Here is a 23,374-nt window from a genome sequence, read left to right on the forward strand (position 1 = left end):
AAACATGCCTGGGAAAGATCGAGCAGGGGGCATGGCGCTGGCGCCATGCCCCACCGCTCATACGAGGATCGTCAGTTCGACTGTGCGCCGCCACCGCCGTAAATGTCGAAATCGAAGTATTTCTTCGAGATCTCGTCATATTTGCCGTTGGCGCGGATCGCCTTGATGCCGGCGTTGATTTTGCCCTTCAGTTCGGTGTCTTCCTTGCGCACGCCGGCCCCGACGCCCGGTCCGAGCACTTCGTCGTCAGGAGCGACCATCCCCTTCAAGTCGCAGCAGGCCTTGCCCTGGTCGGATTTCAGGAACTCGCCAAGCGCGATGGAATCGGCCTGAACCGCATCGAGGCGGCCGGCGGCCAGATCGTTGTTGGCCTCGTCCTGGGTCTGGTATTCCTTGATCTCCGAGGCTGTGCTGCCAAAGTGCTTCTTGGCGTAGACAGCGTGCACCGTCGAAACCTGCACGCCGACGATCTTGCCCTTGAGGTCGTCCGGGGCGGAGCCGAATTTCTGGTCCTTGGGGCCGATGATCGCGGTCGGCGTGTTATAGTACTTGTCCGAGAAATCGATCGTCTTCGCGCGTTCGGCGGTGATCGACATCGAGGAGACGATGAGGTCGATCTTCTTGGTCGTCAGTGCCGGGATGATGCCGTCCCAGGCGACCGGGGTAATGACGCAATCGAGCTTCTCCTCGGCGCAGACGGCATCGATGAAGTCGATCTCCCAGCCAACCCACTTGCCCGAAGCATCGGGCGAGGTGAAGGGCGGATAAGGCTCGGCGGCGACGCCGATCTTGACCGGATCGGCCTTGGCCATGCCCATGGCGGCGACGCCGAGCAGCAGCGCTGCGGCGAATGTTTTCAGAACAGTCTTCATGTCACGACTCCCAGTTTGTTGTTGGTTCCCGGTTTTCTTCCGTCCCGGCCTGTCCTAGCCGATGTTGCGGATGAACTGCTTCAGCCTTTCGGATTTGGGCGCGCCGAAGATCTGCTCGGGCGGGCCTTCTTCCTCGACCAATCCATTGTAGAGATAGACGACATGCGTCGCGACCTCGCGGGCGAACTTCATCTCGTGGGTGACCAGCACCATCGTGCGGCCTTCGCGCGCCAGGTCGCCGATCACCTTCAGCACCTCACCGACCAGCTCGGGATCGAGTGCGGAGGTGGGCTCGTCGAACAGCATGACGCGCGGATTGATGGCCAGCGCCCGGGCGATCGCCGCGCGCTGCTGCTGGCCGCCCGACAGATAGGCCGGATAGACGTCGCGCTTTTCGGCCAGACCGACGCTGGCGAGCAGCTTTTCGGCCTCGTCGATCGCCACATCGCGCTTGATGCCAAGCACATGTACGGGAACCTCGATGACGTTTTCGATCAGCGTCATGTGGCTCCAAAGGTTGAAGTTCTGGAACACCATGCCAAGCTTGGAGCGGATGCGTTCGATCTGCTTGCGGTCGGCCGGAACCGTGTGCCCATGGCTGTCGGCCTTGAGCTTGATCTCCTCGCCATTGACGCGAATGATGCCGCTCGTCGGGTTTTCCAGGCAGTTGATGCAGCGCAGCAGGGTCGATTTGCCCGAGCCCGAGCCGCCGATTATGGCGATGACCTCGCCGTCGCGCGCCGACAGCGAGACGCCCTTCAGCACATGCAGCTCACCGAATCTCTTGTGCAGGTTCTCGACATGGATGGCTTCGGCGGCGCCGTCCTGCGCCGTATGTTTCAATGCGGGTGCGGCGCTTTGCGCTGTCATCCCGGATGCGGCGCTTATGGCCGTCATTCCTTCCACGCTCCGCGGAGCGTTCGAGCTCGTCGCTGCTGGTATCTTTTACCCATTACCCGTCACTGGACAGAGTTCCCATGCTCAGGATGGACCGTTCCGCTTGCCTCCGTCAACCATGGTTTTTGGACTATTGATCACAGCTTGCTGTAGTGGTTAGTGCGCCAACCGACGTTCAGGGAGAATTTAGTGGGCAAATCATACGGGTCGCAGTCCATGGCCGGACCCCTGAAACGCGTGTTGATGCGGTCCGCCACGAGCGCCATGCGTCATGCCAGGGCACAGGAATGGCACTATGGTCCGGGGTTCGATCCGCAGAAGGCCGCGGCCCAGCATGAGCAGTTGACCAGCATGGTCGCGGCTTCCGGCGCCGAGATCGAATGGCTGACGGACGCCGATGACGGGCTGGCCGATTCCGTCTTCACCCATGATCCGTCGCTGATGACCGATCATGGCGCGATTATCCTTTCGATGGGCAAGGCGCTGCGCCGTGCCGAGCCCGGTCTGCACGAGGCAGCTTACAAGCGCATGGGGATCCCCATTCTCGGCCGGATCGACGATCCGGGCCAGGTGGAAGGCGGCGACTGTGTCTGGGTCGACGCAACCACGCTGGCCGTCGGTCGTGGCGTACGCACCAACCAGGACGGCATCCAGCAGCTTTCGAACCTGCTCTCGCCTAAGGGCATTTCGGTCTTCGGTTTCGATCTGCCGCTCTGGCACGGCGAGGAAGCCTGCCTGCATCTGATGTCGGTGATCAGCCCGCTCGCCGACGATCTGGCGCTGGTCTATGCGCCCTTGCTGCCGGCCGCCTTCTACCAGATGCTGCGGGCGCGCGGCATCAAGCTGGTCGAGGGCGATGCCGACGAGTTCTTCGCCTCCAGCGGGCTCAGTCTCAATGTGCTGCCGACCGCGCCGCGCCAGATCATTGCCGTTGCCGGCTTTCCCAGGACGGCGGCCGCCATGGAAGCGGCCGGCTGCACGGTCGCCACCTTCGATGCGGATGCGCTCTGCATCGCCTGCGAGGGCGGTCCGACCTGCCTGACGCGCCCGGTGCTGCGCCAATGATCGCCACTGGGGCCACCACTGGGACGACGGTCGGGGAGGCGTTGATTTCGCTGCTCGAAGCGCATGGCGTCGACACGGTGTTCGGGATTCCGGGCGTCCACACGGTCGAGCTCTACCGCGGGCTGGCGCGCTCGAAGATCCGCCACGTCACGCCGCGTCACGAACAGGGCGCCGGCTTCATGGCCGATGGCTATGCGCGCGCCAGCGGCAGGCCGGGCGTCGCCTTCGTCATCACCGGACCGGGGCTGACCAACACCATCACCGCCATGGGGCAGGCACGCGCTGATTCGGTGCCGATGCTGGTCATATCCGGCGTCAACGCCATGCCGACGCTGGGCAAGGGCCTCGGCCATCTGCATGAACTGCCGGATCAGCGCGGCATGATGGAGAAGGTGGCGCTGTTTTCGAAGCGCGTCACCGAGGCCAGCGAATTGCCCGCTGCTCTGGCGCAGGCCTTCGCCCTGTTTTCATTGGCCCGGCCCGGCCCGGTGCATATCGAGATCCCGACCGACGTCATGGTCAAGCCGGCGGATGGCATCGCTGCCATGCTGAGCAATGTGACGCCACCCGCGCCGGAAGGTGCCGCAATTGCCAGCGCGGCCAAACTCATCGCTGCCGCGCGCCGCCCGCTGATCCTGGTCGGCGGCGGCGCCAAACGCGCCGGGGCGCCATTGCGGCGTCTGGCCGAGCGGCTGGGAGCGCCGGTCGTCCAGACCACCAATGCGCGCGGCCTGCTGCATGGTCATCCGCTTTGCGTGCCGGCCAGTCCCAGCCTGAAGACAGTACGGGCGCTGATGGCCGAAGCCGATCTGGTCATTGCCGCCGGCACCGAATTCGGCCCGACCGACTATGACGGCTACAGCGATGGCGGCTTCGTCCTGCCCGCCAATCTGATCCGCATCGATATCGGCGCGGACCAGATTGCCCGCCGCCCGGCAACCGTTTCGATCCAGGCCGATTGCGCCGAGGCGCTCGAAGCGCTGCTTCTGGAAACGGGCCATGTCCGGGCAAGCGAGGGCGGTCCGTCGCGCGCCGCTGCTACACGAAAAGCAGCCTTTGCCGAGCTCAATCCGACCCTGCAGGCGCAAGTGCGTGCCGTCGAGATGATCCGCGACACCTTGCCGGGCGCGCTCATCGTCGGCGATTCGACGCAGCCGATCTATGCGGCCAACCTCTATTACGACCACGACCGCCCAGGCGGCTGGTTCAATGCCGCCACCGGCTTCGGCGCGCTCGGCTATGGCCCGCCGGCGGCGATTGGCGCGGCCCTTGCGATACCCGATGCGCCGGTTGTCTGCCTGACCGGCGACGGCGGCTTCCAGTTCACGCTGCCGGAGTTGGGCGCCGCGCTCGATGCGCGGGCGCCGGTCATCTTCATCGTCTGGAATAACAGAGGCTACCGCGAGATCGAAACCTCCATGCTCGATGTCGGTGTCGAGCCCGTCGGCGTATCGCCGGCGCCGCCCGATTTCTGCAAGCTGGCCGAGGCCTATGGCATCGGCGCCGAACGGCTTGCCGATATCGACGCTCTCGCGGACGCGTTGAAGCGCGCCCGGGCCACCGGACTGCCGCGCGTCATCGAAATCACGGTTGACTGAAGGACGGTGCTACGTATTTCCCGTCTCGACGGCCCTGAACCACGGCCGGCCGGTGGGCGGACGCATGCAAAGACGCGACAACTGCCATGTCGAGATGTCAATTGAGTGATGGCGCAAAAGGCGCGACGCTTCGCGTCGGCGGCACAGAAACGACCTAACGACAAAAAAATGACAGGAGCGTCCAAGATGACGGAAACACTTGAAGGCAAGCATATCGTCGTGACCGGTGGAACCGGTGCGCTCGGCGGTGCGGTTGTCGGCAAACTGCTGAGTGACGGCGCGATCTGCCATGTGCCCAACGCCCATGCTGCCGCCCCCACGCATTTCCCCTTTACCACGCATGACCGTGTCCAGCTGGTGCACAACGTCGATCTCTCGGACCCTGCCAAGGTCGAAGCGTTCTACAGCCAGGTTCCAGGCCTTTGGGGCTCGATCCATCTGGCCGGCGGCTTCACCTCGGCACCTGTTGAAAAGATCGAGTCGGCGTCCTTTGCCGAGATGATGGACACCAATGCGCGCACCGCCTTCCTGTGCTGCCGCGCCGCGATCCGCTCGATGCTGTCGTCGGACACGGCGGGCCGCATCGTCAACGTCACGGCGCGCGCCGGGCTCGACCCGCGGCGCGGCGCCGGCATGGTCGCTTACGCCGCCAGCAAGGCGGCAGTGGCAGCCATGACGGTGGCGGTGGCCGAAGAGCTGAAGCACAGGGGTATCCTGGTCAATGCGGTGGCGCCGTCGACGCTCGATACGCCGGCCAACCGTGCCGACATGCCGGATGCCGACGTCACCAGATGGGTCAGCCTCGAAGCCGCCGCCGAGGCCATCGCCTACCTTGCCTCGCCGGCCAACCAGGCGATGAGTGGTACGCTGGTGCCGCTTTACGGCAGGGCGTAACCTTCCAACCTTTACCTCGGTCAAAGAAAAACCCCGCCGGATCGCTCCGGCGGGGTTTTGTTTTCGAGCCTGTGCGAAAACTTCGCTTCGAAGGGCTTCGCGGTGCGAAGGGCTTAGCTGCCCTGCTTCTTCAGCGCGGCACCCAGGATGTCGCCCAGCGAAGCGCCGGAGTCGGTCGAGCCGTACTGAGCGACCGCTTCCTTCTCTTCGGCGATTTCCAGCGCCTTGATCGAGACCTGCAGCTTGCGGGTCTTCTTGTCGAAGGCGATGACGCGCGCGTCGACCTTCTGGCCGACGGTGAAGCGCTCGGGGCGCTGCTCGTCGCGGTCACGGCTCAGATCGGAGCGCTTGATGAAGGTTTCGATGCCGCTGTCGACCAGCCGCACTTCCAGACCGCCATCCTTGACGCCGATGACTTCACAGGTGACGACCGCGTTCTTGCGCAGTTCGCCTGAAGTCGCCGCTTCGCCGACCGTATCCTTGGCCAGCTGCTTGATGCCGAGCGAGATGCGCTCCTTGTCGATGTCGACGTCGAGCACCTGCGCCTTGACCATGTCGCCGCGATTGTACTCTTCGATGACCTGCTCGCCCGGACGGGTCCAGTCGAGGTCGGAAAGGTGCACCATGCCGTCCACGTCGCCTTCGAGGCCGATGAACAGGCCGAACTCGGTCTTGTTCTTGACCTCGCCCTCGACCTGGCTGCCGACCGGATGGCTCGAGGCGAAAGCCTGCCACGGATTCTCGAGCGTCTGCTTGAGGCCGAGCGAGATGCGGCGCTTGGCCGGATCGACCTCGAGCACCACCACGTCGACTTCCTGGGTCGTCGACAGGATCTTGCCGGGATGCACGTTCTTCTTCGTCCACGACATTTCCGAAACGTGGATGAGACCCTCGATGCCCGGCTCCAGTTCGACGAACGCGCCGTAGTCGGTGATGTTGGTGACGGTACCCTTGATCTTCTTGCCGATCGGGAACTTGGTGCCGATCTCGGACCACGGATCGCTCTCGAGCTGCTTCATGCCGAGCGAGATGCGGTGGGTTTCCTGGTTGATGCGGATGATCTGCACCTTGACCGTCTGACCGATGTTGAGGATTTCGGTCGGATGGTTGACGCGGCGCCATGCCATGTCGGTGACATGCAGCAGGCCGTCGATGCCGCCGAGGTCGACGAACGCACCATAATCGGTGATGTTCTTGACGACGCCTTCGACAACCTGGCCTTCTTCGAGGTTCTGCACGATTTCCGAACGCTGTTCGGCGCGGCTCTCCTCAAGCACGGTACGGCGCGACACCACGATGTTGCCGCGGCGGCGATCCATCTTGAGGATCTCGAACGGCTGCGGGTTGTGCATCAGCGGGGAGACGTCGCGGATCGGGCGGATATCGACCTGGCTGCGCGGCAGGAAGGCCACGGCGCCGTCGAGGTCGACGGTGAAGCCGCCCTTGACCTGGTTGAAGATGACGCCTTCGACGCGCTCACCCTTGGTGAACTTCTCTTCCAGGCGGACCCAGCTCTCTTCGCGGCGGGCCTTTTCACGTGAAAGCATCGCTTCGCCAAGCGCGTTTTCGATGCGCTCGACATAGACTTCGACGGTGTCACCGACCTTGAGGGTGGTGTCCTTGCCCTTGACGCCGAATTCCTTCAGCGGCACGCGGCCTTCGACCTTGAGGCCGACGTCGATGATAGCCATGTCTTTTTCAATGGCGGTGATGATGCCCTTGACGACCTGACCTTCGCCGGAATGGCCGGCGGTAAAAGATTCTTCGAGCAGGCTCGCGAAATCGTCGCGAGTGGGATTTGCAGCTGACATTGTTTCTCCTGGAGTGCCCCGCATCTAAAAGCGGGACGGGCGCCGTGGGTTAGCGTTGCGTTTGGCCTACCGGCGTTCCGGGCTACAAAAACCCTGGGCCGCTCTTTAAACGGCAATTCCGGCGCATGAAGAATGCTGGCAGGCTGGTTCGTGCCCGATATGGGTATTTTCTTCGCCTCCGACAACGGAAATACGAGGGAAAACCCGGATCAGGCGTTGTCTCTTTTGGCCAGCACGTCGTCTATGATCGCCATGGCTGCAAGAAACGCGGCTTCTATAGCCATTTCGCTGGTATCAAGCAAGTGCGCGTCGGCCGCCGGCTTCAACGGTGAGTCCGCTCGACTCATGTCGCGTTCGTCGCGGCGCACGATATCGGCGAGGATTTCGGTGAAATCGGCGGTCCCGCCGATGCTCTCGATCTCCGACAGCCGGCGCTGTGCCCGCACCTCGGCGCTCGCTGTCACATAGAGTTTGATGTCGGCGTCGGGGCAGACAACGGTGCCGATGTCGCGCCCGTCGAGCACCGCGCCCGGCGGCGTCTTGGCGAAGTCGCGCTGCTTTTCGACGAGGATGCGCCGCACCGTCGGATACACCGCGACCTTGGAGGCAGCCTCGCCGACGGCATGCGCTGACAAGACCGCCCGGTCGAGCTTCGCCAGATCGACCTGGCGGGCCGCGGTTTCGGCGGCCGAGACATTGTCGAGCGGCAGCGCGTGCTGGATGAGCGCATAGGCGACGGCGCGATAGGTGAGACCGGTGTCGAGCAGGTTCAGCCGGTAGTGGTCGGCGAGCCGCCGGGCCAGCGTGCCTTTTCCGGCGCCTGCGGGGCCGTCGATGGCGATGGTGAAGGTGTGAGTCATTGGCGGGCCGCCGCGATTGACAGGTGCGATGAAGAAGACGGGCGCCGAGATTCTTCACACCCCCCTCTGTCCTGCCGGACATCTCCCCCGCAAGGGGGGAGATCAGCCATCACCGCTGACTTAGCCAATCGCCAATATTGCAGGATTGAATGGAGCGCCAAAGCCGCCAATCTCTCCCCTTGCGGGGGAGATGTCCGGCAGGACAGAGGGGGGTGCTGTCCCGCCAGCGTTGCAGTCTGGTCCCAAGCCATCGACTAGCCGATCTCCGCGCCCAGCGCCTTCATCAGGCCCATGAACTCCGGAAAGCTGGTCGCGATCATGGCGGCGTCGTCAATGGTCACCGGCTTTTCCGTCGCCAGGCCCATCACGAGAAAACTCATGGCGATGCGGTGGTCGAGATGGGTTTGCACGGTGGTGTCCTGACCGTTCGGATGGCCGCCAAGGCCCTTACCGCCGGGTTTGCCGCGCACCGCAAGCGAAGCCTCGCCCTCGGTGCAGTCGACGCCGTTGAGCTTCAGTCCGTTGGCGACGGCAGACAGCCGGTCGGATTCCTTCACCCGCAGTTCCTCCAGCCCCTGCATCAGCGTTTCACCCTCGGCGAAGCTGGCAGCGACCGCAAGCACGGGGTACTCATCGATCATCGACGGCGCCCGCTCGGGCGGCACGGTGACGCCCTTCAGTTCGGAGTAGCGCACGCGCAGATCGGCGACATCCTCGCCGCCGGCATTGCGCGGGTTCAGGATGTCGATCTTGCCGCCCATCTCCTGCAACGTCAAAAGCAGGCCGGTGCGGGTCGGGTTCATCAACACGTTTTCGATTGTGATGTCCGAACCCGGCACGATCAGTGCGGCCACCAGCGGGAAGCCGGCCGAGGACGGGTCGCCCGGCACGGCGATGGTCTGGCCGGTCAGTCTGCCCTGTCCTTCGATGAAGATGTGGCGCACGCCGCGCTCGTCGGTTTCGACCGACAGGTTCGCGCCGAATCCTCTGAGCATCTTTTCGGTGTGGTCGCGCGTCATGACGGGCTCGATGACGGTGGTGATGCCCGGCGTGTTCAGCCCGGCAAGCAGCACCGCCGACTTGACCTGCGCCGAGGCCATCGGCACACGATAGGTGATCGGCGCGGCATGCTTTGGCCCATGCAGCGTGATCGGCATGCGGTCACCCGGTGTCGCCTTCAGCACCTGCACGCCCATCTGGCGCAAGGGTTCCAGCACGCGGCCCATCGGCCGGCCCGACAGCGAGGCGTCGCCGATGAAGGTCGTCTCCATGTCATAAGAGCCGACAAGGCCCATGGTGAGCCGCGAGCCGGTGCCGGCATTGCCGAAATCGAGCGGGCCTTCCGGCTGCAGCAGTGCGCCATTGCCTGTGCCGCGGATCACCCACTCGTCGCCGTTCTTCTCGATATGTGCGCCCATAGCCTTCATGGCAGCACCTGTGCGCATCACGTCCTCGCCTTCGAGCAGGCCGGTGATGCGGGTCTCGCCCGAGGCGAGGCCGCCGAACATGAAGGAGCGGTGCGAGATCGACTTGTCGCCCGGCACGCGCGCGATACCAGAAAGGGCTGGGGATTGGCGGGCGGTGGCCGGCTTGGGCGCGGCGGCGTGAGACATGGAATTTCCCTGGACGGAATGCCGGCGGGCCGGCGCTTTTCATTTGTTGCGGCGGTCTCGTATCACGGCGGGCCGAAATGGTCATCCCCCATGGTCGTCACTGACGCGACGCCTTTCAACGTATGGTTTTGTGACGCCGGCTTTTCGCTTTGACAGCGCTGCAAACTGTGGTTAAGGGGACCACTCTTTTATTGACGAGGCTTGCCGTGGCAAAAACCGAACTTGGCACAAAACGTATCGACCCGGAGACGGGCCGAAAATTCTACGACCTGAACAAGGACCCGATCGTCTCGCCCTACACCGGCAAGACCTATCCGCGTTCCTATTTCGAGGAAGGCAAGATTGCCGCTCTCGAGGAGGAAGAGGAAGTGGCCGAGAAGGAAGTGGACGCCGAGGAAGAAGAGGGCGTTGAGGTCGTCTCGCTTGAAGAGGCCGACGAGGACGCCAAGGGCGACGACCTGCCGGATCTCGGCGACGACGAGGATGACGTCGACCTGGGCGACGACGAGGATGACACCTTCCTCGCCGACGAAGAGGAAGAAGATGACGACGTTGCCGACATGATCGGCGTCGGCGACGACGACGACGAGGTCTGATCGGGCGTTGAAAGCGGGCGTTTGCAGGCTTTCGCGGCCTGCGAAGAAAAAGCGGCTCTTGAAGGCTTGATATCTGAGAAGGGCGGGGTTAGAAGCCGCCTGCACTAACGGCGCGGTCTCCAACCCGCGCCGGATCTCTTCGCCGGAAACGGCGCCGGTTGACTGCCGGAAGTGGGGCCATAGCTCAGTTGGGAGAGCGCTTGAATGGCATTCAAGAGGTCGTCGGTTCGATCCCGATTGGCTCCACCAAACAGTCCCTCTGCAATTCGCAGCCGATGAATGTGCCGTACTGCGGTCATCTGCGTTTGATGGTCAGTTCAGGCAACGCCGCTGAAAGCGCCCCCATCAAACGGAACGAACCAGCCATTTCTCGAGAGCAACTGCTCGCCGGACAAAGTCTTCACTGTTCATGGAGCGCTTGGAGACTGAAAGCCAGCCCGATCACCACTCGGCGAAGGAGCCGTCTTTGTGGCGCCAGACAGGGTTGCGCCAGCGGTGGCCTTCCTTGGCGCGTTCCTTGACATACTCCTCGTCGATCTCGACACCCAGGCCCGGGCCGTCGGGAATGGCGACATAACCATCCTCGTAGCGGAAGACATCCTGGTTGGCGGCGTAGTCGAGCAGGTCATTGGCGGCATTGTAGTGGATGCCGAGGCTCTGCTCCTGGATGAAGCAGTTGTAGCTGACTGCGTCGAGCTGCAGGCACGCGGCAAGCGCGATCGGCCCGAGCGGGCAGTGCGGCGCCACCGCGACGTCATAGGCTTCCGCCATCGCCGCGATCTTGCGGCATTCGGTGATGCCGCCGGCATGCGACAAATCGGGCTGGATGATGTCGACGACGCCTTCCTCGAACACGGATTTGAAGTCCCAGCGGCTGTAGAGCCGCTCGCCGAGCGCGATCGGTGTCGAGCCAAGCGCGGCAATCTCCTTCAGCGCTTCTCGGTTTTCGCTGAGTACCGGTTCCTCGATGAACATCAGCCTGTAAGGCTCCAACTCCTTGACCAGGGCGCGCGCCATCGGCCGGTGCACGCGGCCGTGAAAATCGACGGCGATGCCGATGTTGGGTCCGACAGCCTCGCGCACCATGGCGACGCGTTCGACAGCGGCGTCGATCTTGTCGTGGCTGTCGACGATCTGCAGTTCCTCGGTGCCGTTCATCTTCAACGCCAGGAAACCGCGTGCAACCATTTCCTTCGCACCAGCGGCCACTTCGGCCGGCCGGTCCCCTCCGATCCAGGAATAGACCTTGATCGTGTCGCGCAGCTTGCCGCCGAGCAATTCATGCACGGGAACGCCGAGCGCCTTGCCCTTGATATCCCACAGTGCCTGGTCGATGCCCGCAATGGCGCTCATCAGGATCGGCCCACCGCGGTAGAAGCCGCCGCGATGCATCACCGTCCAGTGGTCCTCGATCAGGCGCGGGTCCTTGCCGATGAGATAATCGCCAAGCTCCTTGACCGCTGCCTCGACGGTCAGCGCCCGGCCTTCGACGACCGGCTCGCCCCAGCCGGTGACGCCGGCATCGGTTTCGATCTTCAGGAACAGCCAGCGCGGCGGGACGATGTAGGTGGTGAGCGAGATGATTTTCATGCGCGTCTCAGTTGCTTTTGAGTTTCTTGGCGCTGACGAGGTCGCGCGCCGCGAGGTCGAGGATCTTGTTTGCGGCCCCACGCGCCGCCTCGGCATTGCGCATGCGCAGCGCTTCGACCACCTCGCGGTGCGCCGCCACGGCCTCCATGCGCCGGTCGAGCGAAATCACCGCCGTCGCCTCGAGCGAGAATTTCAGCCCGGTGTCGATGAGATTGCCGATCTGGCGAAAGATCGGGTTGTGGCTCGCGGCATAGACGATCTGGTGGAAAGCGATGTCGCTGCGCGAGAAGGCGGCGAGATCCTCGCCGGCGCCGGCCATGCCGCGCCAGGCGGCCTCCAGATCGGCGATCTCCTGCAGCGTCGCGCGCGTGGCAGCCAGTTCGGCAACCAGCGGCTCGATGGCCCGGCGCGTTTCAAGAATGGCGTCGAAGAGCTTGTCGTCCAGCGCGTGCGGCGCGTGCCAGGCAAGCACCTGCGGGTCGATGATGTTCCAGTCGTCCTCGTTGCAGACGATCGTGCCGACGCGCGGCCGCGACAGCACCAGCCCCTTTGCCGCCAACACTTTCAGGGCCTCGCGGATGACAGTGCGGCTGACACCATATTCGACGCCGAGTTCGTTTTCGGTCGGCAAGGAGGATCCGGCCGGGTAGCGCCCGGAAAAGATGTCTGAGGCCATTGCCTTGGTCACATCGGGCATGACGCGCGGGCGGCGAGTGGCTGTGTCACCTTGCGGTTTCTTCAAAGTCCCGGTCACCCAGCCCTCCTCCAAGGCGGCGAACCGCTGGTTTCGCACAACCGGTCCGGCCTTAACGGATGCGGATCAATTGCGCCAGCGGTCACTGGTCAGAGCATGTACATTAATTATCATACCAGATCAATTGACTAGTATGATAAAAGCGATTAGAGAGTCCGGCATCCGGGCTGAGCGCCCGGTCTATCGCTGGGAGGAAATCATGCGACTTCTAAAGACCGCGCTCGTCGCGGGCGCGCTTGCCGTGCTGTCCGTCACGACCATCGCTGCATATGCTCAGGACACCAAGATCGGCTTCATCGTCAAACAGCCCGAGGAGCCGTGGTTCCAGGACGAATGGAAGTTCGCCGACCAGGCCGCCAAGGAAAAGGGTTTTACCCTGGTCAAGATCGGTGCCGAGGACGGTGAGAAGCTGATGTCGGCGATCGACAATCTCGGCGCCCAGGGCGCCCAGGGCTTCATCGTCTGCACACCGGACGTGAAGCTTGGCCCCGGCATCGTCGCCAAGGCCGCCGCCAACAATCTCAAGCTTATGACTGTCGACGACCGTCTGGTCGGCGCCGACGGCAAGGCACTGGAAGACGTGCCGCATATGGGCATTTCGGCCACCAAGATCGGCGAAGCCGTCGGCCAGGCGATCGTCGACGAAATGAAGGCGCGCGGCTGGAAGGCCGACGAGGTCGGCGCGATCCGCGTCTCGTATGACCAACTGCCGACCGCCGTCGATCGCGTCGAAGGCGCCATCTCGGTGCTGAAGGCAAACGGCTTCAAGGCCGAGAACATCTTCGACGCCCCTCAGGCCAAGACCGACACGGAAGCTGCCCTCAACGCGGCGACCGTCGTGCTCAACGCCCATGCCGACATCAAGAAGTGGGTCTCCTTCGGCCTCAACGACGAGGCGGTGCTCGGCGCCGTGCGTGCAGCCGAAAGCGTTGGCATTCCGGCGGACGCCATGATCGGTGTTGGCATTGGCGGCGCGGATTCGGCGATCAACGAGTTCAAGAAGCCGACGGCCACCGGCTTCGTCGGCACCGTGATCATCTCGCCGAAGCGTCATGGCTACGAGACGGCGCTCAACATGTATGACTGGGTTGCCAACAACAAGGAACCGGAGAAGCTGATCCTGACCTCGGGTGCACTCGCCAAGCGCGACGACTACCAGAAGGTCCGCCAGGGTCTCGGCATCGAATAATCCTCCCTGTACAAACAGGCGGCGGCTCATCCCGCCGCCTGTTTGCCATTCCATAAGAGGATCGCTGCCCGTGTCCTTTCTCGACTTCTCGCACGTCACCAAGACCTATCCGGGCGTCAAGGCGCTGTCGGACGTCTCGTTCGGTGTCGACAAAGGCGCCGTGCATGGTTTGATGGGCGAGAACGGCGCCGGCAAATCCACCCTGATCAAGATACTGTCCGGCGACCAGCATGCCGATCAGGGCGAGATCCGCATCGACGGTAGGATTCAGGCCTATACCTCGACCCGGGATGCCTTCGACAATGGCGTCATTGTCATTCATCAGGAACTGCAACTCGTTCCTGAACTCACCGTTGCCGAAAACCTCAGCCTCGGTCGTTTCCCCGCCAACGCCGGCATCATCGCCGGCCGCCGGATGCTGGACGACGTCGGCGCCAAGCTGAAATCGGCCGGCATCGACATCGACATGCGCCGCAAGGTCAAGACGCTGTCCATCGGCGAACGCCAGATGGTCGAGATCGCCAAGGCGATCATGCTCGACGCACGCGTCATCGCGCTGGACGAGCCGACCTCGTCGCTGTCCTCGCGCGAAAGCGAAATCCTGTTTGCTCTGATCGACCGCCTGCGCGGCGAGGGCAAGGTCATCATCTACGTCTCGCACAGGCTCGACGAAGTGTTCCGGCTCTGCGACAGCCTGACCGTGCTGCGCGACGGCAAGCTCGCGGCGCATCATGCATCATTGAAGGGTGTCACGCGCGACCAGGTCGTCGCCGAAATGGTCGGTCGCGAAATCTCCGACATCTGGGGTTTTCGTCCGCGCAGGGCAGGCGATGTCCGCCTGAAGGTCGACGCTCTCAGCGGCCCCAAACTGAAGACGCCGGCCAGTTTCGAGGCGAGGGCAGGCGAGATCGTCGGCTTCTTCGGCCTGATCGGCGCCGGGCGCTCGGAACTGATGCGGCTGGTCTATGGCGCCGATCCGCGCTCGGGCGGTAGCATCACCGTCGACGGCAAGCTGGTCCGTGCCGCCGATCCGCGTGGCACGATCCGGGCCGGCATCGTGCTGTGCTCGGAGGATCGCAAGCATGACGGCATCATCCAGGGCCGCTCGGTCGAGGAGAACATCAACATCTCGTCGCGGCGCCATCACACGCGCTTCGGCGTGCTCAACCGCGCCAGCGAGATCGCCACCGCCGAAACCTTCATCAAGAAGCTCAAGGTGCGCACGCCGTCGCGCAAGCAGGACATCATCAATCTCTCCGGCGGCAACCAGCAGAAGGTCATCCTTGGCCGCTGGCTGTCCGAACAAGGGGTGCGGGTTCTCATTGTCGACGAACCGACGCGCGGCATCGACGTAGGGGCCAAATCGGAAATCTACGAATTGCTCTACCAGCTTGCGCAGGACGGCATGGCGATCGTCGTGGTCTCGTCCGAACTGCCGGAAGTGATGGGCATCTGCGACCGTATTCTGGTGATGTGCGGTGGCCGCGTCAGCGCTGAACTCACCCGCGACCAGTTCGCCGAAAGGGCGATCCTGGCCGCCGCTCTCCCCGATCAGAAAACTCCCGACGCGATCGCATCCTGAGGACTTTGGCATGACCGACCAGTTGAAAAAAATCCTGCTCGGCGAACAGGGCCTCGTCGTCATCTTCGTCGTCGCCTTCGCGCTGGTGTCGGCTCTGGTGCCGAACTTCCTTACGGACCGCAACATGCTCGGCCTGCTGCAGTCGGTGGTCACCGTCGGCATCGTCGCCTGCACCATGATGTTCTGCCTCGCCGCGCGCGACTTCGACCTGTCGGTCGGTTCGATCGTCGCCTTTGCCGGCATGGTCGCTGTGATGGCGTCGAATTACACCGGCTCGATCCTGCTTGGCCTGCTGGCGGCAATCGCCTGCGGCGCTTTCGTCGGCTTCATCAACGGCGTCGTCATCGCCAAATTCCGCATCAACGCGCTGATCACGACGCTGGCCACCATGCAGATCGTGCGCGGCTTTGCGCTGATCGCGTCCGACGGCCGTGCCGTCGGCATCAACAGCTCGGATTTCTATCAGCTGGCGCTCTCGAAACTGCTCGGCATACCGACGCCGGTCTGGGTGCTCGCTATCCTGTTTTGCATCTTCGGCTTCGTCCTCAACCGCACCGTCTTCGGCAAGAACACGCTGGCCATCGGCGGCAATCCGGAGGCCTCGCGTCTTGCCGGCGTCAATGTCGACCGGACGCGCATCTGGATTTTTGCGCTGCAGGGCGTCGTCTGCGGCATCGCCGGCATCCTGCTGGCGTCGCGCATCACCTCCGGCCAGCCCAACGCGGCGGTCGGGCTCGAACTCTCGGTCATCTCGGCCTGCGTGCTCGGCGGTGTTTCGCTTGCCGGCGGCCGCGCCACCATGTCGGGCGTCATCGTCGGCGTGCTGATCATGGGCATCGCCGAAAACGCCATGAACCTGCTCAACATCCCGGCCTTCTACCAGTACATCGTACGTGGCGTGATCCTGCTGCTGGCCGTGCTGCTCGACAATCTGCGCTCGTCGGCACTGGGCCGGCGCTAAGCTGGAGGGACAAAAATGGCTGAGCGCCTTTCCGGCAAACGCATCTTCCTGACCGGCGCCGCGCAAGGCATCGGGCTGGCCATCGCCGAGGCCTGCCTTGCCGAAGGTGCAAGACTGTTCCTCGTCGACCGCGACGGCGCACTGCTGGACAAGGCCGTCGCCGGCCTTGCCGCGCCGCACGGCCATGTCGGGCATGCGGCAGCCGACATCAGCGACGGAGCCGCGATTGCCACTGCCGTCGGCCAAGCGACCGACGAAATCGGCCACATCAACGCGCTGATCAACAATGCCGGGGTCAATGTGTTCTCGACGCCGCTCAAGGCGACCGAGGAAGAGTGGAACCGCAATTTCGACGTCAACGTCAAGGGCGCCTGGAATTGCAGCAAGGCTGTGCTGCCGGGCATGATTACAAGCGGCGGCGGCGCCATCCTCAACATCGCCTCGACGCACAGCTTCACCATCATTCCGCACACCTTCCCCTATCCCGTCGCCAAGCACGCGCTGCTCGGCCTGACCAAATCGCTGGCGCTCGAATATGCGGCGCAAGGCGTGCGCGTGAACGCGCTGGCGCCGGGCTATGTCGAGACGCAGAAGGCGATCGACTACTGGAACAGCTTTGCCGATCCGGCCGCAGCACGCGCCAACACCATGGCGCTGCATCCCGGCGGCCGCATCGCCACGGCGCGCGAGATCGCGCGGGCTGCGGTGTTCATGATCTCCGACGAATGCCCGTTCATGAACGCGGCGACGCTCGTCGTCGATGGCGGGCTGAGCCAGCTGCAGCATCCCGCCTGAACGCCGGAAAGACCATGACCAAGAGACGATCGCAGCATTGGTTCGGCGGGCTGGGCAAGGATGCCTTCATCCACCGCAGCTGGATGAAGAACAACGGCCTGCCCGACGATGCCTTCGACGGCCGTCCGGTGATCGGCATCTGCAACACATTCTCCGAATTCACGCCTTGCCACGTGCATTTCCGTGCTCTGATCGAGCACATCAAGGCCGGCGTGCTGGAAGCCGGCGGCCTGCCGCTCGAATTCCCGGTCTTCTCTTGCGGCGAGTCCAATCTGCGGCCGACGGCGATGCTGTTTCGCAACCTCGCCTCGATGGATGTCGAGGAGGCGATCCGCGGCAACCCGATGGACGGCGTCGTGCTGATGGCCGGCTGTGACAAGACCACACCGTCGCTGGTCATGGGCGCGGCCTCCTGCGACCTGCCGTCGATCGCCATCTCCGGCGGGCCGATGCTTAATGGCCGCTTCCAGGGCCACGAAATCGGTTCCGGCACCGATGTGTGGGAATTTTCGGAAGACGTTCGCGCCGGTGTGATGAGCGAGCAGGATTTCGCCAATGCCGAGAGCGCCATGTCGCGCTCGCCCGGTCACTGCATGACCATGGGCACGGCCTCGACCATGGCTTCCATGGTCGAGTCGCTCGGCCTGGCGCTGCCCGGTAACGCTGCCTATCCGGCGGTCGACGCGCGCCGCAGCCGCATCGCCCGCATGACGGGGCGGCGCATCGTCGTGATGGTCAATGAGGATCTGCGCCCGTCGGCTATCCTCACGAGAAAAGCTTTCGCCAACGCCATCCGCGTCAATGGCGCGATCGGCGGCTCCACCAATGCGGTCGTGCATCTCCTGGCCATCGCCGGCCGCGTCGGCACCGAGCTGACCCTGGATGATTGGGATCGATATGGCCGCGACGTGCCGACCATCCTCGACCTGATGCCGTCAGGCCGTTTCCTGATGGAGGATTTCTGCTACGCCGGCGGTATTCCGGCCGTCATGAAAGAGATCGCCGACATGCTCGATCTCGATGCGCTGACCGTCACCGGCAAGAGCGTGCGCGAGAACATCACTGACGCCCAAAACTACAATCCGGAGGTGATCCGCCCGCGCGACAAGGCGCTGACATCGCACGGCGGCATCGCGGTGCTGCGCGGCAATCTGGCGCCCGACGGCGCCATCATCAAACCGTCAGCCGCGTCGCCAGCTCTCATGAAGCATCGCGGCCGCGCCGTCGTCTTCGAGGACATTGACGACTACAAGGCGCGCATCGACGATCCCTTGCTGGACATCGACGAGGGCTCGATCATGGTGCTGAAGAATTGCGGCCCCAAGGGCTATCCGGGAATGGCCGAGGTCGGCAACATGGCGCTGCCTCAGAAGCTGTTGAAGCAAGGCGTCCGCGACATGATCCGTATCTCCGATGCCCGCATGTCGGGCACCGCCTTCGGCACCGTCGTGCTGCATGCCGCACCCGAAGCCGCTGTCGGCGGCCCGCTGGCGCTGGTGAGGAGCGGCGACATGATCGAGCTCGATGTCGAAGCAAGGAAGCTGCATCTCGACGTGTCAGAACAGGAACTCGCAAAGCGGCGGACATCCTGGGCTCCGCCGCAGCCGGCTATGCGCGGCGGCTATCAGGGTCTTTACGTCGACTATGTGCTGCAGGCGGATCGCGGCGCCGACCTCGATTTTCTCGTCGGATGCCGTGGCCACGCCATTCAACGCGAAAGCCATTGAGGTCCGCGTGACAAAATTCAAACCTTATGATTTCCACGGCATTCACGCCATTCTCTACGCGCTCTTTGATGAGAACGAAAAACTCGACCGCGCGGCGATGCGCAGGCAGGTCGAGATCTGCCTGGCGAGCGGCGTGCACGGCATGGCGGCGCTCGGCTTGGCGACGGAAGTCGCCAAGCTGTCCGAGGCCGAGCGCCGGACGATCATGGACTGGACGGCGGAAGACACCGACGGAAAAGTGCCACTCGCTTTCACCATCTTCGGCGCTTCGGTGGCCGAGCAGGTCGCACAGGTTCGCCATGCTGAAAGCGTGGGAGCGGATTGGGTGATCCTGCAGCCGCCGCCGGTTGGGTCCTATGGTGCGCCGGAATACATCAAGTTCTTCGGCCGCGTTGCCGAGGCGACCGATCTGCCGGTGGCGATCCAGAACGCGCCGGCGTTTTTCGGGCGCGGCCTTTCATCAGACGAAATCCGCGACCTCGTCACGCTGTATCCCAACGTTAGGCTGATCAAGGGCGAGGGTCCGGTTACCGACATCGCCGGGCTGATCGAGCGCACCGATGGCCGGATACCGGTTTTCAACGGGCGTGGCGGCCTGGAACTGATCGACAATTTCCGCATCGGTTGCCGCGGCATGATCCTGGCGCCGGATTGCGCCGACTATGCCGTGCGCGCCTATCATGCGTTCCGCGCCGGAGGCGAAGCCACGGCCGAGGCTGAATATGCAAGAATGTTGCCGGCAGCGGTCTTCGTCATGCAAGGCATCGAAAACTTGATCTGCTATGGCAAGCGGCTGTTCGGCGCCCGCGCAGGCATCCCGATACACGCCCGGGCTCCGGCGATGCGGCCCAGCGAGCCTGGCCTCGCGATGGTGGAGCGCTTTGCGATTGGTCTCGGTCGGTTGCCTGGCTGAACGTCAACTGCCTTTCAATAGGTCGTCCGCCCACCCGACAGGTCGAACGTGGAGGCGGTTGTAAAACTGTTCTCCTTGGAGACGAGCCAGGCGACCATGGCAGCGGCCTCATCGACCTCCAACAGGCGGCCGCGCGGAATGCGCGAGCGCATATATTCGATATGCTCCGGCGTCAGTTGTTCAAGGATGCGCGTCTGTGCCGTGGCCGGCGAGATGCAGTTCACGGCGATGTCGTACTGCGCCAGTTCTTTGCCGAGCGACTTGGTCAAGCCGATGACCGCCGCCTTCGAGGCTGAATAGGCGGAGGCGTTGGGGTTGCCCTCCTTGCCGGCGACCGAAGCGATGTTGACGATCCGCCCGTAATTGCGCTCCTTCATCCCGGGAACCACGGCGCGATTGACGTAGAACGTACCGTTGACGTTGACGTCGATGACCTTTTTCCACGTCTCGATGTCGTAGACGTCGAGCGGGACGGCCGGGCCGGCGATTCCGGCGGAATTGACCAGAATGGAAATGTTGCCGGCCAGCTCTTCGGTCCTGGCGCGCGCCGCGTCCACCGACACCCAATCGGCGACGTCCACGATCTCTGTCGTGGCGGCGTTGCCGAGTTCCTTCTTGGCGGTTTCGAGGCGAGCCTCATCGAGATCCCACAAGGTTACCGTCGCGCCGGAGGCGACGAAGCGTCTGGCCATCGCAAAGCCGAGGCCTTGGGCGCCGCCGGTGACCACAGCGTGCTGGCCGTCAAGATCAATCCTGTTCATGTCGAGCGGTTCTTTCCGTTTGAGCTACTTCCGGGATAAAGGCCGGCCTGTGCAGGCGGGCGATATCGCTACATCGTCGCGCCGAGGCTCCATGGCACGAACTCGTTGTCGCCATAGCCGAGCGCTTCCGACCTGGTGCGCCCGCCGGAAGCGACGCGCAGGATCTCGGCGAAGATCTCCTCGCCCTTCTCGGCCAGCGAGACGCCGTCCAGTATGTCTCCGCAATTGATGTCCATGTCCTCGCGCATCTGCTCGAAGATGAAGCTGTTGGAGGCGAGCTTGATCGAGGGCGTCGGCTTGCAGCCGAAGGCCGAACCGCGGCCGGTGGTGAAGCACAATATGTTGGCTCCGCCGGCGACCTGCCCGGTGGCCGAGACCGGATCGTAGCCAGGCGTATCCATGAAGACGAGGCCGCGCTCGTTGATCGGCTCGGCATATTCCAGCACCGCGCGCAGATTGGTGGTGCCGCCCTTGGCGGAGGCGCCGAGCGATTTCTCCAGGATGGTCGTCAGCCCACCCAGCTTGTTGCCGGGCGAAGGGTTGTTGTTCATCTCCATGTCGTGCCTGGCGGTATAATCCTCCCACCAGCGGATGCGCTCGATCAGCTTTTCACCCACCGCGCGGCTCTCGGCGCGCAAGGCGAGAAGATGTTCGGCGCCATAGATCTCGGGCGTCTCCGAGAGCACGGCCGTGCCGCCTTGCCCGACAAGCAGGTCCACCGCAGCACCCAGTGCCGGATTGGCGCTGATGCCGGAATAGCCGTCCGATCCGCCGCATTGCAGCGCAAGCACCAGTTCGGAGGCCGGCTGCGGAGTCCTTTCGGCGGCGTTCACCGTAGGCAGCATGTCGACGATCGCCTTGACGCCGGCCTCGACTGTCTTTCGCGTGCCGCCGGTTTCCTGGATGGTCATCGTGCGGAAAATCGTGCTCTCCTCGATGTTGTACGACTGCATCCAGCGTGGGATCTGGAACGCTTCGCAGCCGAGTCCGACCATCAGCACGCCGCCGACATTGGGGTTGGTGGCAAAGCCCCATTGCGTCCGTTTCAACAGGTCGTAAGCGGGGCCCTTGGTGTCGATGCCGCAGCCAGTGCCGTGGACGAGTGCGATGATGCCGTCGACATTGGGATAGTCGCGCAGGATGCCAGACCGGTTGACCTCGTCGACGATGAACCGGGCGACGCTGGCAGAGCAGTTCACCGAGGTCAGGACGGCAATGAAGTTGCGCGTGCCCACCTTGCCGCTCGGCCGGCGGTAACCCATGAAAGTAGCGCGCTCGGCCTCGGCAACGACCTCGGTTTGCCTGGTATTGGTGCCGAAGACGTAGTCGCGTTCGAAATTGCGCAGATACACATTGTGCTCGTGAACCCAGTCGCCGGCGACGATGGATCCCCGCGCAAAACCAATGGTCTGGCCGTATTTCACGATCGGCTCGTCCGAGCCGATGTCGCGGAAGGCCATTTTGTGCCCGCGCGGTATGCGTGCCCTGGCCGCCACGTCCCCGGCTTTTTCGCCGATCTTCAACGGATCGACCGCCAGAAGAATGTTGTCGATATCCGACAGCTTGATGAACCGTGCCATGAACCCAAACTCTGAAGAAGGCCTCCCCGACAAGGAGCGTCGAGAGACAAAAGTGATTTAGAATACTAATATAACAGAATGTCAGCGGTCAAGGTGCGGTTGCGAAAGGCTTGGACTGCAGGGCGTTGCGGCGGATCGGTTAGGTGAGTGGCTTGCAATGAGTGCGCCTTGCGGCGGAGTTTGAGGGCGGCAAACGGCTGGATGAAACAACGGACCGCCGCACGCCCGGGACACGGTCAATCGAGATGGAAGACCTCTTGCATGGCCGCCCACCATTCGCCGTCGGCGCGCGTCGGTAGCGGCGTCTGCATGGGGTCGCACAGTTCCCACCATTTGCGCATGGCCGGCGACTCGCTCATCCGCGCCGCATCCCTGGCGAAGTCGCTGCCGTGATACTCCCAGCAGGCGAACAGAAGGTTCTCCGGTTCGCGCAGGAAGATCGAATAGTTGCGGATGTCGGCGCGACTGATGACGTCGAGCACTTCCGGCCAGACGGCGGCGTGGACGCGCTTGTAGTCCGCGATCGCCTCGGCTTTCACGCCGATACAAAGCCCCATTCTTTGCATGCCGGTTGCTCGCGAGGCTTCAGTCGAGAAGGTCGGCGGCGACTTCGAGCGTGTTGCGGAACGACGTCTCGAGATGATGTTCCATGGCCCTTGCCGCCCCCTCGGCGTCGTGGCGCTTCAGCGCGTCGAAAATGGCCTCGTGCTGCTCGATCGTCTGTTCGCCATAACCCGGTCTTGGGATGGCGAGATAGCGTCCGCGGTCCATCTGTGCCTTCGAGATGTCGACGGCTCTCCAGATCATCGGCAGGCCGCAGATCTCGGCTATGGTGCGGTGGAAGACATCGTCGAGTTGTATCGCGGTGGCATATCTGCCGCGCGATATGGCAAGCCGGTGCGCCGCCATGTTGTCTTCCAGCAATTCGCTGGCTGCCGCTGTGAACTTGGCGGCCGCGCGTCGGGCGCTTTCCGTCTCCAGGGCCCGCCGGATGACATAGGCTTCTTCCAGGTCAGCCCGGCTGATCGGAGCGACATAGGTGCCGGTCTGTGCCAGGATTTTGACCAGGCCCTCGTCGCTGATGCGCTTGACCGCTTCGCGAACGGGGGTGCGAGACACCCCCAGGGCCTCCGCGATGGCGACTTCGTTGATCACCTCTCCCGGCTTCAGCTGCCCGACGACGATCAGGTTGCGGATCTTGTGGTAGATCTGATCGCGGAGCGGAAGAGCCCGATTGAGCGTCGAAGGATCCAGGTCCATTGTAAATCCGTGTCTTCGTTCACCAGAAATGGCTAGATAATACTAGAATGTCAATT

At 63.5% G+C, this 23,374-nt stretch carries 21 protein-coding genes and 1 tRNA gene; 11 read left to right on the forward strand and 11 right to left on the reverse strand.

Annotation, left to right across the window (positions count from 1 at the left end; all coding sequences use genetic code 11):
- Positions 1-71: 71 nt before the first annotated feature.
- A complete protein-coding gene (locus NKH97_RS14435) occupies positions 72-872 on the reverse strand; it encodes a transporter substrate-binding domain-containing protein (protein WP_352797475.1) in 801 nt (266 codons plus the stop codon).
- A gap of 54 nt (positions 873-926) precedes the next feature.
- Positions 927-1,742 carry an ABC transporter ATP-binding protein gene (locus NKH97_RS14440; RefSeq protein ID WP_352439802.1) on the reverse strand — a complete coding sequence of 272 codons (816 nt, stop codon included), beginning with the start codon at positions 1,740-1,742 and terminating at the stop codon, positions 927-929.
- Between the two features lie 243 nt (positions 1,743-1,985).
- Here NKH97_RS14440 and NKH97_RS14445 point away from each other — a divergent pair, with 243 nt between their 5' ends.
- From NKH97_RS14445 to NKH97_RS14455, 3 genes are all read left to right on the forward strand, one after another.
- On the forward strand, positions 1,986-2,834 hold the full coding sequence (locus NKH97_RS14445) for a dimethylarginine dimethylaminohydrolase family protein (protein WP_128302804.1): 849 nt from the start codon (positions 1,986-1,988) through the stop codon (positions 2,832-2,834).
- Entirely contained in the window at positions 2,831-4,432 is a 1,602-nt protein-coding gene (locus NKH97_RS14450) for a 5-guanidino-2-oxopentanoate decarboxylase (protein WP_352751704.1), read from the forward strand. The genes NKH97_RS14445 and NKH97_RS14450 overlap by 4 nt, the downstream gene beginning before the upstream one ends.
- Positions 4,433-4,618: 186 nt before the next feature.
- Positions 4,619-5,326, forward strand: a complete 708-nt coding sequence (locus NKH97_RS14455; RefSeq protein ID WP_352797480.1) for an SDR family NAD(P)-dependent oxidoreductase — start codon at positions 4,619-4,621, stop codon at positions 5,324-5,326.
- Between the two features lie 113 nt (positions 5,327-5,439).
- Here NKH97_RS14455 and rpsA read toward each other — a convergent pair whose 3' ends face one another.
- The 3 genes from rpsA to aroA form a co-directional block, all read right to left on the reverse strand.
- Positions 5,440-7,137, reverse strand: coding sequence for a 30S ribosomal protein S1 (gene rpsA / locus NKH97_RS14460; protein ID WP_023811516.1), 1,698 nt, complete (start codon positions 7,135-7,137; stop codon positions 5,440-5,442).
- A gap of 209 nt (positions 7,138-7,346) precedes the next feature.
- Positions 7,347-7,997, reverse strand: coding sequence for a (d)CMP kinase (gene cmk, locus NKH97_RS14465; RefSeq protein WP_352774466.1), 651 nt, complete (start codon positions 7,995-7,997; stop codon positions 7,347-7,349).
- A 254-nt stretch (positions 7,998-8,251) separates the two neighbouring features.
- A complete protein-coding gene (gene aroA / locus NKH97_RS14470) occupies positions 8,252-9,610 on the reverse strand; it encodes a 3-phosphoshikimate 1-carboxyvinyltransferase (RefSeq protein WP_352797485.1) in 1,359 nt (452 codons plus the stop codon).
- Between the two features lie 206 nt (positions 9,611-9,816).
- Here aroA and NKH97_RS14475 point away from each other — a divergent pair, with 206 nt between their 5' ends.
- Both NKH97_RS14475 and NKH97_RS14480 read left to right on the forward strand, forming a co-directional pair.
- Positions 9,817-10,206, forward strand: coding sequence for a TIGR02300 family protein (locus NKH97_RS14475; protein WP_023811519.1), 390 nt, complete (start codon positions 9,817-9,819; stop codon positions 10,204-10,206).
- A gap of 173 nt (positions 10,207-10,379) precedes the next feature.
- Positions 10,380-10,455, forward strand: a tRNA-Ala gene (locus NKH97_RS14480).
- Positions 10,456-10,647: 192 nt separating this feature from the next.
- Here the strand turns inward: NKH97_RS14480 and dgoD are convergent.
- Both dgoD and NKH97_RS14490 read right to left on the reverse strand, forming a co-directional pair.
- Positions 10,648-11,796, reverse strand: coding sequence for a galactonate dehydratase (dgoD, locus tag NKH97_RS14485; protein ID WP_352774470.1), 1,149 nt, complete (start codon positions 11,794-11,796; stop codon positions 10,648-10,650).
- A gap of 7 nt (positions 11,797-11,803) precedes the next feature.
- Positions 11,804-12,550, reverse strand: a complete 747-nt coding sequence (locus tag NKH97_RS14490; RefSeq protein ID WP_352774471.1) for a FadR/GntR family transcriptional regulator — start codon at positions 12,548-12,550, stop codon at positions 11,804-11,806.
- A 199-nt stretch (positions 12,551-12,749) separates the two neighbouring features.
- Here NKH97_RS14490 and NKH97_RS14495 point away from each other — a divergent pair, with 199 nt between their 5' ends.
- From NKH97_RS14495 to NKH97_RS14520, 6 genes are all read left to right on the forward strand, one after another.
- Positions 12,750-13,739, forward strand: coding sequence for an arabinose ABC transporter substrate-binding protein (locus NKH97_RS14495; RefSeq protein WP_224698169.1), 990 nt, complete (start codon positions 12,750-12,752; stop codon positions 13,737-13,739).
- Between the two features lie 70 nt (positions 13,740-13,809).
- The gene (gene araG / locus NKH97_RS14500; RefSeq protein ID WP_352673253.1) at positions 13,810-15,321 is read left to right on the forward strand and encodes an L-arabinose ABC transporter ATP-binding protein AraG; all 1,512 of its coding nucleotides are present in this window, start codon (positions 13,810-13,812) and stop codon (positions 15,319-15,321) included.
- 10 nt (positions 15,322-15,331) lie between these two features.
- Complete coding sequence (araH, locus tag NKH97_RS14505) at positions 15,332-16,282, forward strand: L-arabinose ABC transporter permease AraH (protein ID WP_023811524.1); 951 nt, start codon at positions 15,332-15,334, stop codon at positions 16,280-16,282.
- Positions 16,283-16,297: 15 nt separating this feature from the next.
- Entirely contained in the window at positions 16,298-17,077 is a 780-nt protein-coding gene (locus NKH97_RS14510) for an SDR family oxidoreductase (protein WP_128302811.1), read from the forward strand.
- Between the two features lie 14 nt (positions 17,078-17,091).
- Positions 17,092-18,804 carry an IlvD/Edd family dehydratase gene (locus tag NKH97_RS14515; RefSeq protein ID WP_352797493.1) on the forward strand — a complete coding sequence of 571 codons (1,713 nt, stop codon included), beginning with the start codon at positions 17,092-17,094 and terminating at the stop codon, positions 18,802-18,804.
- 7 nt (positions 18,805-18,811) lie between these two features.
- Complete coding sequence (locus tag NKH97_RS14520) at positions 18,812-19,717, forward strand: dihydrodipicolinate synthase family protein (RefSeq protein ID WP_128302813.1); 906 nt, start codon at positions 18,812-18,814, stop codon at positions 19,715-19,717.
- 14 nt (positions 19,718-19,731) lie between these two features.
- On the opposite strand, the gene NKH97_RS14525 is transcribed toward NKH97_RS14520, so the two are convergent.
- From NKH97_RS14525 to NKH97_RS14540, 4 genes are all read right to left on the reverse strand, one after another.
- The gene (locus NKH97_RS14525; protein ID WP_128302814.1) at positions 19,732-20,478 is read right to left on the reverse strand and encodes an SDR family NAD(P)-dependent oxidoreductase; all 747 of its coding nucleotides are present in this window, start codon (positions 20,476-20,478) and stop codon (positions 19,732-19,734) included.
- Positions 20,479-20,546: 68 nt separating this feature from the next.
- Complete coding sequence (locus tag NKH97_RS14530; RefSeq protein ID WP_352439790.1) at positions 20,547-22,058, reverse strand: UxaA family hydrolase; 1,512 nt, start codon at positions 22,056-22,058, stop codon at positions 20,547-20,549.
- A gap of 236 nt (positions 22,059-22,294) precedes the next feature.
- Positions 22,295-22,624, reverse strand: a complete 330-nt coding sequence (locus tag NKH97_RS14535) for an L-rhamnose mutarotase (protein ID WP_352461279.1) — start codon at positions 22,622-22,624, stop codon at positions 22,295-22,297.
- Positions 22,625-22,643: 19 nt separating this feature from the next.
- Positions 22,644-23,318: a GntR family transcriptional regulator gene (locus tag NKH97_RS14540; RefSeq protein ID WP_352797499.1), complete on the reverse strand. Its 675-nt coding sequence runs from the start codon at positions 23,316-23,318 to the stop codon at positions 22,644-22,646.
- Between the last annotated feature and the right edge of the window lie 56 nt (positions 23,319-23,374).

Origin of the sequence: Mesorhizobium sp. M0870 (assembly GCF_040319775.1) — a bacterium.
Classification (GTDB): Bacteria; Pseudomonadota; Alphaproteobacteria; order Rhizobiales; family Rhizobiaceae; genus Mesorhizobium.